The organism is Exiguobacterium sp. s138, from assembly GCF_018618775.1.
Lineage (GTDB): Bacteria > Bacillota > Bacilli > Exiguobacteriales > Exiguobacteriaceae > Exiguobacterium_A > Exiguobacterium_A artemiae.
In genome coordinates, this window is record NZ_JACSMW010000008.1 from 24,351 (window position 1) to 40,996 (window position 16,646).

Sequence of the window (16,646 nt, forward strand, 5' to 3'; positions counted from 1 at the left end):
TTTTCGTTATACTACAAACAGGAGGCGATGGAAATGCAACAGTTTAAACAATTAACGGACCGGATCTGGTATCAAACGCCGGTCAGTGAAACGGATCGGCCAATCGTTGCCGTCATTACGGGTGACGACCGGAGTCTTGTAATTGATGCCGGAAACTCAAGTCAGCACGCGACACTCTTTTTAGAGGAGATGAAGAATCAAGGGCTCGGACGTCCGGATCTCGTCGCATTGACGCATTGGCACTGGGATCATATTTTCGGCATAAAACAGATGGCGGTACCGACGATCGCAACGCACCGGACAGTCGAAGAAATGCAGAAAATGCTGGACTACGAATGGACGGATGAGGCACTGGAGGAACGGATCCACCAGGGCATTGAAATTCTGTTTTGTGCCGATGCGATCAAACTGGAGTTCGGGAAGGACCGGGAGATTGAAGTCATCTTGCCGACGATTCGTTTCACGGGAGAACTTGCAATCGACCTCGGGGGCGTGACGTGTCTGTTACGACAAGTCGAGAATGACCACTCACCAGGGAGTGCTCTTGTCTATATTCCGGAAGAACGGGTTTTATTTTTAGGAGATGCCATGTATGCGGATATTTTCTCCGACAAGTGGAATTATACAGTCAATCAAACAACGCGGCTGTTAGATACGATTGCTGAATACGAGGCGGATTATTATGTCTGGTCTCACGGCGAAGCGATGGCGAAAGACGCGTTTGAGCAAGAGGTACACGTCTTACGCCAAATCATCGAAGTGACAAAACAAGCAGAAGGACATGTATCGGAGATGCGCCGGCTGTATCGTGATCTGGTCGGACGGGACTTGACGACAGACGAAGAAGAAACACTCGTATTTTTTGCGAATGGTGCGAAAAAATAATTAAAACAGCAGGTGCTGAACCGTTCATTCGAGAATTCCTTAAGTATAAGATGGAAAAACGGATTTTAGCAAAGGGGTTCTCGTAATGGATCGTAAGCCTGAAGATCGGAATGAAACGGCCAATCGTGTATTTTTTGGAACAACTAACATTTTCACGATCCTTGTAGTGATTGGCTTTGCCTTATACCTGCTGTATCAATTTTTTGTGAAATGACTGATCACCCTGTAGCTCAGGGTGATTTTTTTCGTTTTAGGGGAGTGCAAGCGAACCAGATATTGGGTAATCCTTAACTGAGGGCACAAAGAAAACTCACTTAAAAGGAGGCACTTCAACAATGAAACGCATCCAGATTGCCGACTTTGATCGTCGAATGCCACCACTTGAACTACGAGAGATGGATGACTATTACGAAGCGGTATTGGTATCAAACTATGATGAATTGTATCCTTCGACCCAAGTACGGACGATACAGTTGGCAGATATTTATGTCAATCTTGTGATGACTTCTGAAGGGGCGCATCTCGTATCCGCGCTCTTTTTAAAACCGGTCGAAGTACCGGATATCGTCGCCTGGATGCAACTCTATACGATAGGTTTTGCGACAGCGGATGCAACAGGTTACTACGTGGAACAAGCAGATGAAATTTTAGAAATCGTTTTATATCAGGGAAATCCGATTGTCATTGCGACGAGAGGAACCGATCGATTGTACTATGAGACGGAAGGAGCAATTGAGATGCGGCGGGAATCAAGCGAAGTGATCGGGAAAAAACCATTGTTGTATTTGAATGGGGAAGCCCGGTTTGAGGTTCCTCATCTTGAATTCAACTCGAATCAGGATGAGGTTCATATCAATGGAACCTTTTTATTTGCAGACTATATGGATACGTATCAGGGACGGGTCGGATTTTTCCGGAAAACGGATTCGAATCTGCCGATTGTCTTATTGGTCGGTAAAGCCATTATCGAAATGGAACTGACAGAAAATCCGGATGGAAGCCGGATCCTTGTCATTGAGCAGCCATACGATGAAGCTTAATTTTCCCATGAGGATACCGGGGATTTTTTCTGAGAAAAGTTAAAAGGGACGAATCTTTAGCTAATCATGAAATCCCTTACAAAATATGCGAGAATAGGAATAGAGACAAAAAGGGAAGGGATGCGGGACGAACATGGTGAAAGAGATGCCACGAAATTCAAAGTGGATGCGTTCCTACAATCGGGCACTTGTATTACGTTTGATTCGGATGCATCAACCGATTTCACGAGTGGAACTGGCACAACAAACAAAACTGACGAAACCGACCGTTTCGAATATCGTCGGAGAACTGATTGCCGATCAACTCGTGACAGAGCGTGAACTCGGCGTTTCAAACGGTGGACGAAAGCCGATTCTGCTCGAACTCGTGGCGAAAGAACAATACGTCATCGGGATTGATGCGACAAGTCACCGCTTCATCGGAGTTATCGCGGATTTAAGCGGAAATACGATTCACGAAGTGGAAACGATGGGTAAATTTGATACAAACGAAGAATTGATGGAGGCTGTCGTTCTGTTGTGTGAAGAACTGATTGAGGCGACGGAGCAGGCCGGAACGATTCACGGCATCGGAATATCCGTTCACGGGATGGTCAATCCGGAGACCGGAGTGATTCTGTTTGCTCCTCGTTTTCATCTCCATGATGTGGCCTTAAAAGAACATTTGGAAAAGCGGTTTGCGTACCCTGTTTTTATCGAAAACGATGTCCGGGCTCTCGCTTCGTTCGAATTGTTATTCGGAGAAGGTGTCGGGGTCGATCAATTTTTCTATCTGTATGCCGGAGAAGGAATCGGAGGGGCGTATGTCCTGGACGGAAAGCTGATTGACGGCGAAAATCACATTACAGGTGAGGTCGGGCATATGCGGCTTGATTTGGACGGTCCGATTTGCTCCTGCGGGAATCGGGGATGCCTCGAAGCATTGGCCGGGGAAAAAGCATTGTTGCGTGATTTCGAAGCCATTGACCCGCAAGTCAAGACACTGACGGAACTGAGAAAACGTCTGACGGACGGGGATCCGTACGCGAAAGCCGCGTACCACCGGGCCGGCGAGTACATCGGAATCGGTGTCCTGAATACAATTCATCTGATCAATCCGAAGCGGATTTTACTTGGAGGACCAATGTTTGAACTGGCTCCTTCGATCGTTGATCAAATCAAAGAACGGGTCGAGCACACGGCTTTGACGACGGCTTCACGTGAAACCGATGTTAAGATGGTTCCCTGGAGTGAAAAACAAGGGGCACTCAGTGCAGCGGCACTCGCAACAAACAGTATTTTTCAAACGATTTAAAATGCAGCTTGCTGGATGACGGTGTTTTCACCGGATCCGGCAAGCTTTTTTTATGAAAAGAACGAAGAAAAAATATTTTTTGAAACCGTTTACAAAACAAAACAGCATGTGCTATAGTTTTCTTAAAGTTAGATAATAAATTTAATTTACTAAGTTTTCATCAACCAGTGGAGGTGGATGCAGACCGGCAGGGACCGGTTAAGCTGAAACAGAAAGAAGGGGGCGTCGCGCAGATGGAAACAGAGGATTTATGGGTTTCCTACCGTGAAGCTTTCGGGCGTTACGGAGCAATCCGTGGCTTTTACGTGAACCGTTTGACAGGAGATATGACGGAACAACAGCCGGGAGATAAGCGGTCTGCAGATCAAGACGGCGTTCTCGTTCGGCCACGACAAGATGGAGTCTTTCAATTTCGGATGTCGTCCGTACAAGGGGTACTGACGATTCGATCTTCAGAACTTCATCTTCGAAAAAATGAGAACGGATACATTGAATTACGGGTGTTGATGCAACACATGCGCACAGCCGGTTGTTTGACGCTCGGTGGAGAATTTTATCTGTTCGTGACACCGGAAGTGGACACGCTCGACTATCGTCTGCGACTGATTGCACGGGTCTTGATTCAACTCCAACGGATGCCGATTGGCATGGAAGTCATCGAACAATGGTGTCAACACGCACAGCTTGAAGGACAACAGCTTAGAAAGTACGCTTGACCACTCACATACAAAAGGGGATCACTCACATGAAATTCAAAAAAACCAAAGTACTCGCAGCGGCATCAGTTCTGACATTATCGGCACTTCTCGCTGCTTGTGGCGGCGAAGATGAAAAACAAGCCACAACCAAAGACGGCAAAACAATCATTTCCTGGTGGGGTTGGGCACCTCAGCCTGAAGCCGGTAAGGAAGTCGTCGATGCCTTCAACAAATCACAGGACAAATACGTCGTCGAATTCAAACGGTACAGTGAAGATTACGAAAAGCAACTTCAAGTCGCGATGTTATCTGGTAAGGGACCAGACATCATCGGCTTAAAAGAACCAATGATTCAACAATACAAAGACCGTGTCGTACCGGTCGATTCTTACATGGATAAAGCAGCCGGCAAAGGATGGAAAGATAAATTCGTTGAGCTCGGAATTGATCAAACGACGATTGACGGCAAACAATATGCAGTTCCAATCGGATTTACGGGGCAAGCCTACTTGATGTACAACAAAACGATGCTTGATAAATACGGCGTAACACCACCGAAAAACTACAAAGAAACAGTCGACGCTGTCAAGAAAATCAAAGCGTCCGGCGATAAAGTCATTCCATTGATGCTCGGTGCAAAAGATGCTTGGATCGACATTGATGTCTACAACGTATTAAGCCACCAGGTAGCACCTGGTTACATCCAAAAGGTCTTATCTGGCGAAGCGAAATGGACAGACGACGAGATGGTCAAGACAGCGCAAATCTGGCAAGATCTGTTTGAAAAGAAAGTCTTCCAAGAAGGTGCACTCGGACTTGCGACATACAATGACGGGATGAACCAATTCTTCGATAAAAAAGCAGCGATGTGGGTCATCGGTTCGTGGGAAGCCCACTCGATGACGACAGCTGAGAAAAAAGACAAATGGAAAATCAAAGACGAGCTTGGCTTCACACCACTTCCAAACCTTGCAGGCGGAACAGAACAGCCGATCATCGCTTCCATCGATATGGCGCTTGCCGTCAACAAAGAATCAAAACAACAAGAAGGTGCAGCTGAATTCGTTGCCTTCATGAGCCAAGGCAAAGGACAAGAAGTTTACATGGGCGAGTTCGAAATGGCACCGGGAATCAAGGATGTCAAAATTGATTCAGATGCAGCCTTCACATCTGAAGGGGAAAAAGAGTCGTACAAAATGCTGAACGAAACACTTTCTAAAGCTGTAGCAAGCCGTGGTATCCGTGATACAAAACTGAACGATATCCTCGGTAAGGAACTTCAAAACATCGCGACGGGTCAAAATCCGAAAGAAGCACTCCAACGTGTTCAGGATGCAGCCGATCAATCGAAAAAATAAGAACGATACAGTGAAGTGGTGCGCCCAGCGTGCCACTTCCTGATTTTTAAAGATCAAGAAAGTGGGGAAATCGTTATGCAGACAGAGCAACAAGAATTGCCGATCAAACCGAAAGCGGAAACGCTGAAAGCAGCACCACGTCCGAACGTTCCGAAACAGAAGAAAAAAGGCAAAATAAAGCAAAACATGGTCGGTTGGGCGTTCGTAGGTCCCATCGTCCTGTTTGTCGTCGCGTTTATCTATTACGGCATTTTCTATAACGCCTATAACTCGTTCTTCTCGTGGGACGGCATTTCGTTTGATAAAGTCTTCGTCGGGTTTGAAAACTACGCGGAAATGTTCCGTGATCCGGATTTCTACCTCTCGCTTAAAAATACATTCATCTTCACGATCTTGACGGTTACGATTCAAGCTTTCATCGGTTTGGTTCTCGCGTACTTCCTGCACACACAGGGACCGTTGCGGACGGCGATGAAATCGGTCTTCTTCTTCCCGGTTGTCCTGAGTCCGGTTGTTCTTGGAGCCGCGTTCTCACAAATCTACGACTTCCAGTTCGGATACATCAATGAGTTTCTCCGTGCAATCGGTCTCGGCAGCCTGGAGCAAAACTGGCTCGGCGACCCGGATATCGCGCTTTATTCGGTCATCGCCATCAACATCTTCCAGTGGACAGGTTCATCGATGGTCATGTACTACATGGCGATGCTGACGATTGAAAAAGAAATCTTTGAAGCTGCCAAAATCGACGGAGCCGGATTCTTCCGGACGCTTTGGAGCATCGTCTTCCCGAACTTAAAAGGAACGACATTTACGTTATCAATTCTCGGAGTCATCGGTGGTCTGAAGACGTTTGATTTAGTCTGGATCACGACAGCCGGCGGACCCGGTTCTTCAACGGAATTCATCTCGACGTACCTGTTCCGTAAATCGATGCTGCAACAAGAAGTCGGTTTTTCAAGTGCCGTTGCCATCATCCTGCTGACAATCGCTTTACTGATCACGTACTTCCAGTTACGTGTGCAAAAGAAAATGGATAACTAAGGAGGAACGTCCCATGAATGTAGAATCTAAAAGAAGTCGTTGGGTCATCAACCTTGTCCTGATGCTCGCTTCGATCGTCTGGCTGTTCCCAATCTTCGTCATGTTCAAGGAAAGCTTACGTGTCAACGGATTTGAAAACTATATCGCAACGCTGCAAAACCCGAATTTCCCGACATTCGTCTTTAACAGTTTCTTTGTCGCTTTCTTCATGATCATCATTTCGATCACGATTCTTGCGTTTGCCGCATTCGCGTTCTCAAAACTCGAATTCGCCGGAAAACGTCTGTTGTTCAACATGGTACTTGCCGGTCTGATGTTACCGGTCGCTTCCATGATCGTTCCATTGTTCTTCACATTACGGTCGTTTGACGGTCTGAATAACCACTGGGGTTTAATCGGGGCGGAAGTCGCGTTCTTCCTGCCGTTCGGTCTGATGCTGATCAAAGGATATTTTGACGAGTTACCAAACGAATTAATGGAAGCCGCGTACATTGACGGCGCAACGATTCTTGAAGTCTTCTTCAAAGTCATGTTGCCGCTCGCGAAACCGGCTCTTGCAACAGCATTGATCTATGCGTTCCTCAACTCGTGGAACGAGTATTTGATGGTCTTGACGTTCATGACGGATCCGGCTTATCAAACGGTCACGATGGCACCAAGCTTCTTCAAAGATGCGCTCGGCGGTGATCCAGGGAAAATCTACGCTTCACTCGTCTTGATCAGTTTACCGACGATGGTGTTCTATATCTTCTTCCAACGTTTCTTCCAAAAAGGAATGACGGCAGGTGCAGTAAAATAATTTGTTTTGAGTCAGGGGGAGCACAATGTATTTAGGCGTCGATTATTACCCGGAACAAACTCCACGTGCGTTATGGGAGGAAGACTTCCGATTGATGAAAGAACTTGGTGTCAACGTCGTTCGGTTGGCGGAATTTGCCTGGACGATGATGGAGCCGGAAGAAGGAGTTTACGATTTCCGGTTTTGGGACGATATCATCGAACGCTTGAGTGCCGCCGGTTTTGACATCGTCCTCGGGACACCGACGGCAACACCACCGGCCTGGATGTGTCACAAGTATCCGGAGATTCTTCCGGCAGACGAGCACGGCGTGACAATCAGTTTCGGAGCCCGTCGCCATTATACGGTTCACAGCGAAACGTACCAACGTTTTTCCGTTGCCATCACGACAGAAATGGCGAAACGCTATGGAAAACACCCGCGTGTCATTGGTTGGCAGACGGACAACGAATACGGTCATGAGAAATCAGACCGTTCCTACAGCGATGTCGACCGGGCTGCTTTCCAGGTCTGGCTCAAAAACCGTTACGGCACGCTCGATGCGTTAAATGAAACATGGGGAACCGTCTTCTGGAGTCAAATCTATACGGCATGGGAGCAAATCCCGGTGCCGCGGAAAGTCTATCAGGAACACAATCCATCGTTACTTGTCGACTTCGACCGTTTCTGTGCCGACGGTTACAACCATTACAACAAACTGCAAGTCGATGCGCTCCGGGAACACATCCATCCGGAGGCCTTCATTACCCATAACCTCGTATACAGCGACATGGCCGTCAATCAACAGCAGATGGCACAGGATCTTGATTATGTCGCCTTTGATAACTATCCGGTCTGGGGAGGTCTGCCGGAGCCGAACCGATTCGAGAAGATGGCAAGTGACCACGATCTCTGCCGCTCCTCGAAACAGGGGAAAGGTTTTTGGGTGATGGAACAACTGAGCGGAGCACAAGGCTGGAGTAAAATCGGTTACCTGCCGCGCCCCGGTCATATCCGGTTATGGACGTACCAGGCGGTTGCCCGCGGTGCGGAAGCCATCGTCTATTTCCGCTTCCGGGCGGCGTTGTTTGGAACGGAAGAGTTTTGTCATGGAATCATCGATCACGACGGAAAACCGAAGCGTAAATTCAACGAAGTCAAACAAATCATGACCGAACTGAACACGTTTGGTGACGAAATCAACGCGAGTAGCTATCAGGCGGAAGTCGGCGTGTATTTCGATCAAGAAAATGTCTGGGCCTGGACCCATCAGCCGCACAGTGATGCGTTTGATTTCCGGACCGAGTTCGTCCGTTTCTACGGTGGTGCCGTCCGGCGTCAAGCGTCGACGGATATCGTCTTCCCGGGAGACAAACTGGATCAATATAAATTAATCATCGTTCCGCTGTACTTCCTGACGAATCCGACATTCGACCAGTCATTAATTGAGTACATGGAGCAGGGCGGACACGTCATCTTTACGTACCGGACCGGCGTCAAGGATCCTCACAACAATGTCCTGCCGCTGACGTTGCCTGGTAAGTTTGCACCGTATGCCGGGATTGAAATCGATGAGTACGAATCGTTGCAGGCCGTGCAGGAAAACCGGGTGGAAGGGATCGGTGCCTTCGCGGGACAAGGTTCACCTGCCCGTCTCTGGTGTGATTTGATTACACCAACGACAGCCGAGGCACTTGCTGTCTACCGCGATACGTTTTATGACGGCGTCGCTGCCGTGACACGCAACGAATACAAAGGAATGATTACCTATATCGGCGCGTCGATTGACGATGCGATGATCGATACGATTTACCGTCAAGCGTTTCTCGATGCCGGTGTTCAAACGTTTGAAGCACCGGATCAAGTCGAGATTGTACGCCGTCATGGTGAGACACGTGATTTCCTCTTCCTGATGAATCACGATACGAAAGCAAGCCGGGACGTTGTGCTCGATGCTGCCTATCAAGAGTTGAATACGAACGAGACATATAGTGGAACAGTGACGCTCGCCCCGCTCGAGACGCTGATTCTGACAACGTAAGGAGGAGAACGACCATGGCCATTCTTGAACTGCCGAATCAGCGGTTCGTCCTCGAAGGACAACACGTCGCGCATGTCGTGACAATCGGACAGCACGGCAAAGTGTTGCATACGTATTTTGGAGCGCGTCTGCCGTACCCATCCGACTATGAAGCCTTACCGAATCCGGTCCTGGTACACAGCTCATTTGAATCGCCGGACGGGGTTGCGGTCTATGACTTCATTCCATTTGGTGAGATGGTCTACACAGAACCGACTTTAAAATCAGAACGGGAGGACGGGCAACGAATCAGTCAGTTCGTTTTTGAACGCGCCGAACAATCCGATAATGGATTGATCTTATGGTTGTTTGATTCGTTACAGGAACTCCGGGTCGGTATCAAATACGATCTGTACGAAACGTACGATATGATCGGACGATCACTCGTGATTGAAAACACAGGAACACATTCCGTCCGGTTGACGACGGCCCAATCGTTTGCGATGGGGATTTTACAACGACCGGACTTGAACTTACACCACTTCGCGGGAACATGGACCGGTGAATTCCAAAAACAAGTCACACCGCTGACACCGGGACGTAAGACAATTGACAGCCGACGGGGTGTGACGAGTCACCAGGCGAATCCGTGGTTCGCTTTGGAACACGGCGCAACGGAATCAGCCGGCGAAGTCATTTACGGACATTTCGCTTATTCCGGCAACTGGTCGATGCACTTCGAGCAGGATGCCTTCGGATTCGTCCAGCTATCGGGCGGGATGAATGAGTTTGATTTCAGCTGGCGACTTGAAGCCGGTCAGCATCTTACGACACCGGAATTTTATATCGGATACGCGCCAGACGGCTTTGCCGGGATGAGTGCCCGCGCCCACGATTTCCAGCGGGACGTCATCATGCCGGAATCGGACCGGAACAAGGTTCGGCCGGTGCTCTATAACTCCTGGGAAGCGACCTATTTTGACGTGACGGAACACGGTCAACGAACACTGGTGGATCAAGCCGCTGCCATCGGCTGTGAACTGTTTGTCGTCGATGACGGCTGGTTCGGTGAACGGAACTCCGACCAGGCCGGTCTTGGCGACTGGGTCGTCAATCCGGAGAAGTTTCCGAACGGATTAACGCCGTTGATTGATTATGTGAAACAACAAAACATGTCATTTGGACTTTGGGTCGAACCGGAGATGGTTAATCCGGATTCAAATTTATACCGGACCCATCCTGACTGGATTTATCACAGTCCCGGTGCCCGTCGGACGACATCACGCAATCAGTTTGTCTTGAATCTCGGCTTGCCGGAAGTGGAACAATTCGTATTCCGGATGATGGATGAACTGCTCGCAACCCACGCCATTGATTACATCAAATGGGATATGAACCGTGCGTTTTCGGAACCGGCTCTCCCGGGTGCGACACCGGCAGAACAACAGGAATTATGGAAGCGGCATGTCGATGCGCTGTACCGGATTTTTGACGGATTGCGCGTCCGTCATCCGGAAGTTGATTTTGAAGCGTGTGCCGGAGGCGGCGGACGGATTGATCTCGGAATTCTCAAACGGACGGAACAAGTCTGGACGAGTGACAATACGGATCCACTGGATCGCTTGACGATCCAACACGATTTCTCCTTTGCCTACAATGCGAAGATGATGAGTTGCTGGGTGACGGATGGTCCGAACTGGCTCAACGGTCGGAACTTACCGCTTGCGACACGCTTCGTGTCTTCGATGCAGGGAACGCTCGGCATCGGCGGTAACTTAAGCGAATGGACAACGGAAGAATTGGCGGAAGCGGCGGAATGGATTGCGACGTACAAAACGATTCGGGAAACCGTTCAATTCGGCCGTCAGTACCGGTTGAAAGCGGACCGCGTGACGACCTCGCTGATGCAGTATACGTCAAACGATCAAACGGTGATTCTGGCGGTCGCCCCGATGCGTAAACACGGAATCGGTCACTACCATTTCCGGTTAGCCGGCCTTGAAGCGACCACATTTTATCAGGTTGAAGATCGTCAACTGAGTGGTGCTTACTTGATGCAACAAGGTCTGACCTGGAACTACACGAACGATTATGAAGCACGTTGCCTGCGGATCCAACCGGTTCATCGCAGCATAATACCTACATCAGAGTCAAAGGAGCCGATCGTATGACAGACCAGACATTAGAACAGATTTTCGAACAACAATTCGGTCAATCGTCGACCCACCGTTTTTTTGCACCGGGCCGGATTAACTTGATCGGAGAACATACAGATTATAACGGTGGTCATGTCTTTCCGTGTGCCTTGACGCTCGGCACCCATGCGGTCGCCCGAAAACGGGACGATGTGGTCTTTCGGTTTTATTCGCTGAATTTTGAAGATGACGGGATCATTGAAGTCGCAGGTGATGACTTGACGCCTCAATCTGCCCATGGCTGGGCCAACTATGCCAAAGGAATGATTCATGTCTTACGGGAAGCCGGTTACCGGATTGATACAGGGTGCGACATTTTAATTAAAGGTGATATCCCGAATGGTGCCGGATTATCTTCGTCCGCGTCACTCGAACTCGTCATCGGTGTCTTACTCGATAAACTGTACAATCTGGATATCGATCGGATTGACCTCGTTAAATACGGTCAACAGGTCGAAAACCAGTACATCGGCGTCAACAGCGGCATCATGGATCAGTTTGCAATTGGTATGGGCAAAGCAGGATCCGGACTGTTGCTTGACTGTGAGACGCTTGAGTACACGTATGCACCGCTTGATTTATCCGGTTATACGATCATCATCATGAATACGAACAAACGCCGTGAACTGGCAGATTCAAAATACAATGAACGCCGCTCGGAATGCGAAGCGGCGCTCGCTTATCTGCAACAGTACCGTCCGTATGCCTCACTCGGCCAATGGTCGATGAATGAATTCGAAACGGTTTCGTTTGAGGACGAACGATTGGAACGACGGGCCCGGCATGCGATTTCTGAGAATGAACGGACATTGCAGGCACTGGATGCACTCAAAGAAGACCGGCTCGAAGCATTTGGTCAACTGATGAACGCTTCCCACCGTTCGTTACGGGTCGATTATGAAGTAACGGGGAAAGAACTCGATACATTGGTCGAAGCCGCTTGGGCGCAACCGGGAGTTCTCGGTGCCCGGATGACAGGTGCCGGTTTTGGCGGCTGCGCGATTGCAATCGTTGAAGACGACACAGTGGAAACATTCATGACGGCAGTCGGACACGCGTATGAGACCGAAATCGGTTATCCGGCATCGTTTTATACGGCAACCGTTGGCGATGGAGCACGAGAAGTCGAACAGGAGGTTATCTAAATGGCAGTACTCGTAGTAGGTGGAGCAGGATATATAGGATCACACGCAGTCTATCAACTGGTCGATGCCGGACAAGATGTTGTTGTCATCGATCATTTAAAATCGGGACACTGGGAAGCGGTTCATCCGAAAGCCCGTTTTTACGAAGGGGATATCCGGGATCGTGCCTTCCTTGACACCGTTTTTGAGACGGAAACAATCGATCAGGTCCTTCATTTTGCAGCCTTTTCGTTAGTCGGGGAATCGATGGAGCATCCGCTCGCTTATTTCGACAACAACGTCTACGGCACACAAGTGTTGCTTGAAGCGATGATGGCGCATGATGTGAAGCAGATTGTCTTCTCATCAACCGCGGCCACATACGGCGAGCAGGAACAGATGCCGATTCTTGAGAAGGCCACGACGAACCCGACAAACGCCTACGGTGAAACGAAACTGATGATGGAGAAGATGATGCGTTGGTGTGAAACCGCGTATGGTCTCCAGTATGTGGCGCTCCGTTACTTTAACGTTGCCGGCGCACGTGCAACGGGTGAAATCGGAGAAGATCACACACCGGAAACCCATTTAGTGCCGCTTGTCCTCGAAGTCGCCAACGGTCAACGGCCGATGATTTCGATTTACGGCGATGATTATGCGACGGAAGACGGCACGTGTATCCGCGACTATATCCATGTCGAGGATTTAATCGATGCCCACCTGTTGGCACTGGAATATTTAAAACAAGGCAACACGAGTGACGTCTTTAATCTCGGTTCAAGCCGCGGCTTTTCAGTCCGGGAAATCATTGAAGCGGCACGCCGTGTAACGGGACATGCGATTCCGGAACAAGTTGTCGCACGACGTGCCGGAGACCCGAGTACATTGATTGCGGGATCTGATAAAGCGAAAACGGTTCTCGGCTGGACACCGCGCCGGACAGAAATCGACACCATCATTCAAGATGCATGGCGTTGGCATGAACAGCGTCCGCAAGGCTACAAAACACCTGTACGGTAAAGAGAGAGTTAGGAGAGTGAATGGCGATGAATGAACTCATCAAACAATTAACAGAGCAGGCGGTCCGTCACCGGTTGATTGAACCGGAAGATACGGTATATGCCCGAAACAGGCTCTTATCGTTGCTCGGAGAAGCTGCATATGTGGATCCGGGAACAGTCGACACGCGTCCGATTCCTGATCTTTTGGACGAGATGATTGAACACCAGATCACGGCCGGGAAGCTGGCACCGCGTCTGGACGAAAAAGAACGGTTAGCGGCAGAATTGATGGATGTGTTCGTCGATCGCCCGTCTCAGATCACTTCGACTTTCCGTCAGCTGTACGCGGAACATCCGCAACAGGCGACTGACTATTTTTATCAGCTCAGTCAAGCGAATAATTACATCCAGACAAAACGCATCGCTAAAAATATTCAGTATCAGGCGGACACGGTCTACGGGGAAATCGATATTACGATCAACCTGTCAAAACCTGAAAAAGATCCCCGTGAAATTGCGGCAGCCCAGACAGAAGCCGTCGAATCAACGTACCCGACCTGTCTCTTGTGTGTTGAAAACGTCGGCTATGCCGGACGGAGCAATCATCCGGCCCGTGCGAATCACCGGATCGTACCGCTGTCACTCAGTGGCGAATCTTGGGCGTTACAATATTCACCGTACGTCTATTACAACGAACACAGCATCATCCTGTCGCAGGAGCACCGGGATATGGTCATTAACCGCCAAGCCTTTGCGCGATTGCTTGAATTCGTCGCGCAGTTCCCGCATTATTTTGCCGGATCCAATGCTGATCTGCCGATCGTCGGCGGATCGATTTTGACGCATGATCATTATCAGGGCGGCCGGTATGAATTTGCGATGGATCGGGCAAAGACATTACAGAAGTTTGGCTTACCGGATCACCCGGATGTCACCGGTGAAACGTTGCATTGGCCGTTGACGGTCGTTCGTCTGAGCAGTCTAGACGCTTCCGCGTTGCTTGATGCGGCGGACGAGGTCTATCAGACCTGGTTGACATACGAAGATGCCGAGCATGAGATTCTTGCGGCGACGAACGGTGTCCGCCACAATACGGTGACACCGATTGCCCGGATGCGCGGCGGACGCTTTGAACTTGATCTCGTCTTGCGTAACAACCGGACATCGGAAAAACATCCGGACGGCATCTTTCATACGCATGCCGACATTCACCATATCAAACGCGAAAACATCGGTTTGATTGAAGTGATGGGCCTTGCGGTGCTGCCGGCCCGTCTGTTAAGTGAACTTGAGCAAGTCGAACAGTTCATCGTAGGGACGGCTGATTCGACGGCTCCGTCGCATCAAGAATGGGCAACGGAATTGAAGGCGGCCTACACCGGACAGGACGTGACGGACTATGTCCGACAAGCAGTCGCGGCAAAATTTGTCCGCGGACTCGAAGATTGTGGTGTCTTTAAACAGACGCCGGACGGGCAGGCGGGACTTGACCGCTTTCTTGAAACGGTCAGCCGCCAAGTGGCAGGTGATCGGCGATGACGAAACAGACAGCATTGATCCGGGAGACGGATCTTATTCGTCACACGCTGACGCAACCGGGAATCGAAGTCGAAATTTGGAACTACGGCGGCATCATCAATGATATCCGCGTTGCAGATCGAAACGGGCGGATCGAAAGTGTCGTCTTAGGTTTTGATACCGTTAAGGAATACCAGGACCACTCCCCGTACTTCGGGGCAATCGTCGGACGGGTCGCAGGACGGATCGGACAAGCGCAGATGGAAGTCGAAGGAACCGTCTATCCGCTCGCGGCAAACGATGGAACCCATCATCTGCACGGAGGAATCGACGGATTTGATCAAGCGCTTTTTGAGGTCGTCGAGGCCGCGACGGATCGCCTTCATCTCCGTCTGTTCAGTCCGGACGGAGCGGAAGGGTATCCCGGGAACGTCACACTCGATGCCGTCTATCAGCTCGAAGGTCTTGCCTTGACGTTGACGATGCACGCGACGACGGATCAGACGACACCGTTAAACCTGACGAATCATACGTACTGGAATCTGTCGGGGAACTTACAACGGGATATCCTCGACCATCAATTGACGATCCCGAGTGAAACGTACTTGCCTGTCGGAGCGGATTTACTGCCAACCGGTCAGCAGGAGGACGTAACAGGAACACCTCTTGATTTCCGAACAGGACGACTGATTCGAAGCGGAGCGGAATCCGGTCATCCGGAAACAGCAGCCGCAGGAAACGGCTACGATCATCCGTTTCTTTTATCAGGACAGCCGATCCGGTTGGAAGACCCGGTAAGTGGCCGGTCTCTTGAAGTGACAACCAATCAACCCGTCGTCATCCTCTACACCGGGACGCAACTCGAGACGGATTATGAAATCCGCGGTGTCCGTTCCCGTCCTTCACTCGGACTGTGTCTTGAAACGCAGGTTCATCCGAATGCAGTGAATGAACCTAGTTTCCCAGATATTTTGGTTAAACCAAATCAGACCTACTACTGGGAAACGACTTACCGGTTTGGTGTAAATAACGATTGAACCAACCAGAAGGCCGATAAATACATTTTTTATGGAAAGAGAGTCGGTGGATTAAAATCCGCCAACTCTCTTTTTGTGTATGAACGAAGTGTTTCCCGATATTCTTCAATCATAGGAAAGGGAGTTTCGAGGACGAGACCTGTTCGATCTCTAACAGCTGACGTTTCATGTTCAGACCGCCCCAGTAACCGGTTAAGTCGCCTTTTTTGCCGACGATGCGGTGGCAGGGAACGACAATCAAAACACGATTTTTACTGATGGCGGTTCCGACAGCACGTGTCGCACTCGGCCGGTAAATCTGTTGGGCGATATCTGAATACGTTACCGTCACACCGTATGGAACCTGACATAAGGCCTGCCAGACCTCCAATTGAAAGGGGGTGCCGATCAAATGAAGCGGGAGCGAGAACCGGGTGCGTGTCCCGTCTAAGTATTCGAGGAGTTGTTCTTGATACGGTTGCATGATACGTGGATGCTCAATCAGTTCAGCCCGGGGTAAATGCTTTCGGATCCAGTCGTCAAATAAGTCCGACGGTTCATTTAACGCACCGACATAACAGAGTCCGGTTTCCGATGCCGCAATGGGAAAGGATGTGTCGTTCCAGTTCAACCGTGTAAAGTAGACTTCCATCGTCTAACCTCCTTCGTACTAAAAAT

14 protein-coding genes are annotated in these 16,646 nt (G+C 49.7%); 13 read left to right on the plus strand and 1 reads right to left on the minus strand.

Translation table 11 applies throughout. The features are described 5' to 3' along the window. The first annotated feature begins 33 nt into the window (after positions 1 to 33). The 13 genes from KNP91_RS13870 to KNP91_RS13930 all read left to right on the plus strand — a co-directional run bounded on the left by KNP91_RS13870 (position 34) and on the right by KNP91_RS13930 (position 15,989). Positions 34 to 885 carry an MBL fold metallo-hydrolase gene (locus KNP91_RS13870; RefSeq protein ID WP_214766291.1) on the plus strand — a complete coding sequence of 284 codons (852 nt, stop codon included), beginning with the start codon at positions 34 to 36 and terminating at the stop codon, positions 883 to 885. A 335-nt stretch (positions 886 to 1,220) separates the two neighbouring features. Further along, positions 1,221 to 1,925 carry a hypothetical protein gene (locus KNP91_RS13875; RefSeq protein WP_214766289.1) on the plus strand — a complete coding sequence of 235 codons (705 nt, stop codon included), beginning with the start codon at positions 1,221 to 1,223 and terminating at the stop codon, positions 1,923 to 1,925. Between the two features lie 145 nt (positions 1,926 to 2,070). Continuing rightward, entirely contained in the window at positions 2,071 to 3,219 is a 1,149-nt protein-coding gene (locus tag KNP91_RS13880; protein ID WP_251136071.1) for an ROK family transcriptional regulator, read from the plus strand. Between the two features lie 233 nt (positions 3,220 to 3,452). Further along, complete coding sequence (locus KNP91_RS13885) at positions 3,453 to 3,935, plus strand: hypothetical protein (RefSeq protein ID WP_026829381.1); 483 nt, start codon at positions 3,453 to 3,455, stop codon at positions 3,933 to 3,935. Between the two features lie 29 nt (positions 3,936 to 3,964). Continuing rightward, entirely contained in the window at positions 3,965 to 5,275 is a 1,311-nt protein-coding gene (locus tag KNP91_RS13890) for an ABC transporter substrate-binding protein (protein ID WP_012369280.1), read from the plus strand. Between the two features lie 75 nt (positions 5,276 to 5,350). Next, positions 5,351 to 6,316 carry a carbohydrate ABC transporter permease gene (locus KNP91_RS13895; RefSeq protein WP_214766285.1) on the plus strand — a complete coding sequence of 322 codons (966 nt, stop codon included), beginning with the start codon at positions 5,351 to 5,353 and terminating at the stop codon, positions 6,314 to 6,316. A gap of 13 nt (positions 6,317 to 6,329) precedes the next feature. Continuing rightward, positions 6,330 to 7,115: a carbohydrate ABC transporter permease gene (locus KNP91_RS13900; RefSeq protein WP_012369282.1), complete on the plus strand. Its 786-nt coding sequence runs from the start codon at positions 6,330 to 6,332 to the stop codon at positions 7,113 to 7,115. Positions 7,116 to 7,140: 25 nt separating this feature from the next. Further along, positions 7,141 to 9,135: a beta-galactosidase gene (locus tag KNP91_RS13905; RefSeq protein WP_214850588.1), complete on the plus strand. Its 1,995-nt coding sequence runs from the start codon at positions 7,141 to 7,143 to the stop codon at positions 9,133 to 9,135. A gap of 14 nt (positions 9,136 to 9,149) precedes the next feature. Then, entirely contained in the window at positions 9,150 to 11,285 is a 2,136-nt protein-coding gene (locus tag KNP91_RS13910) for an alpha-galactosidase (protein ID WP_214850590.1), read from the plus strand. After that, the gene (locus KNP91_RS13915; RefSeq protein ID WP_214850594.1) at positions 11,282 to 12,454 is read left to right on the plus strand and encodes a galactokinase; all 1,173 of its coding nucleotides are present in this window, start codon (positions 11,282 to 11,284) and stop codon (positions 12,452 to 12,454) included. The genes KNP91_RS13910 and KNP91_RS13915 overlap by 4 nt, the downstream gene beginning before the upstream one ends. Beyond that, positions 12,455 to 13,453, plus strand: coding sequence for a UDP-glucose 4-epimerase GalE (gene galE, locus KNP91_RS13920; RefSeq protein ID WP_214850597.1), 999 nt, complete (start codon positions 12,455 to 12,457; stop codon positions 13,451 to 13,453). It begins immediately after the preceding gene. A 20-nt stretch (positions 13,454 to 13,473) separates the two neighbouring features. After that, positions 13,474 to 14,973 (plus strand): UDP-glucose--hexose-1-phosphate uridylyltransferase, encoded by a 1,500-nt coding sequence (locus KNP91_RS13925; RefSeq protein WP_214850600.1) that lies wholly within the window; start codon positions 13,474 to 13,476, stop codon positions 14,971 to 14,973. Continuing rightward, complete coding sequence (locus KNP91_RS13930; RefSeq protein WP_214850603.1) at positions 14,970 to 15,989, plus strand: aldose epimerase family protein; 1,020 nt, start codon at positions 14,970 to 14,972, stop codon at positions 15,987 to 15,989. The genes KNP91_RS13925 and KNP91_RS13930 overlap by 4 nt, the downstream gene beginning before the upstream one ends. A gap of 109 nt (positions 15,990 to 16,098) precedes the next feature. Here KNP91_RS13930 and KNP91_RS13935 read toward each other — a convergent pair whose 3' ends face one another. Next, entirely contained in the window at positions 16,099 to 16,620 is a 522-nt protein-coding gene (locus KNP91_RS13935) for a methylated-DNA--[protein]-cysteine S-methyltransferase (protein ID WP_214850606.1), read from the minus strand. Positions 16,621 to 16,646 lie beyond the last annotated feature (26 nt).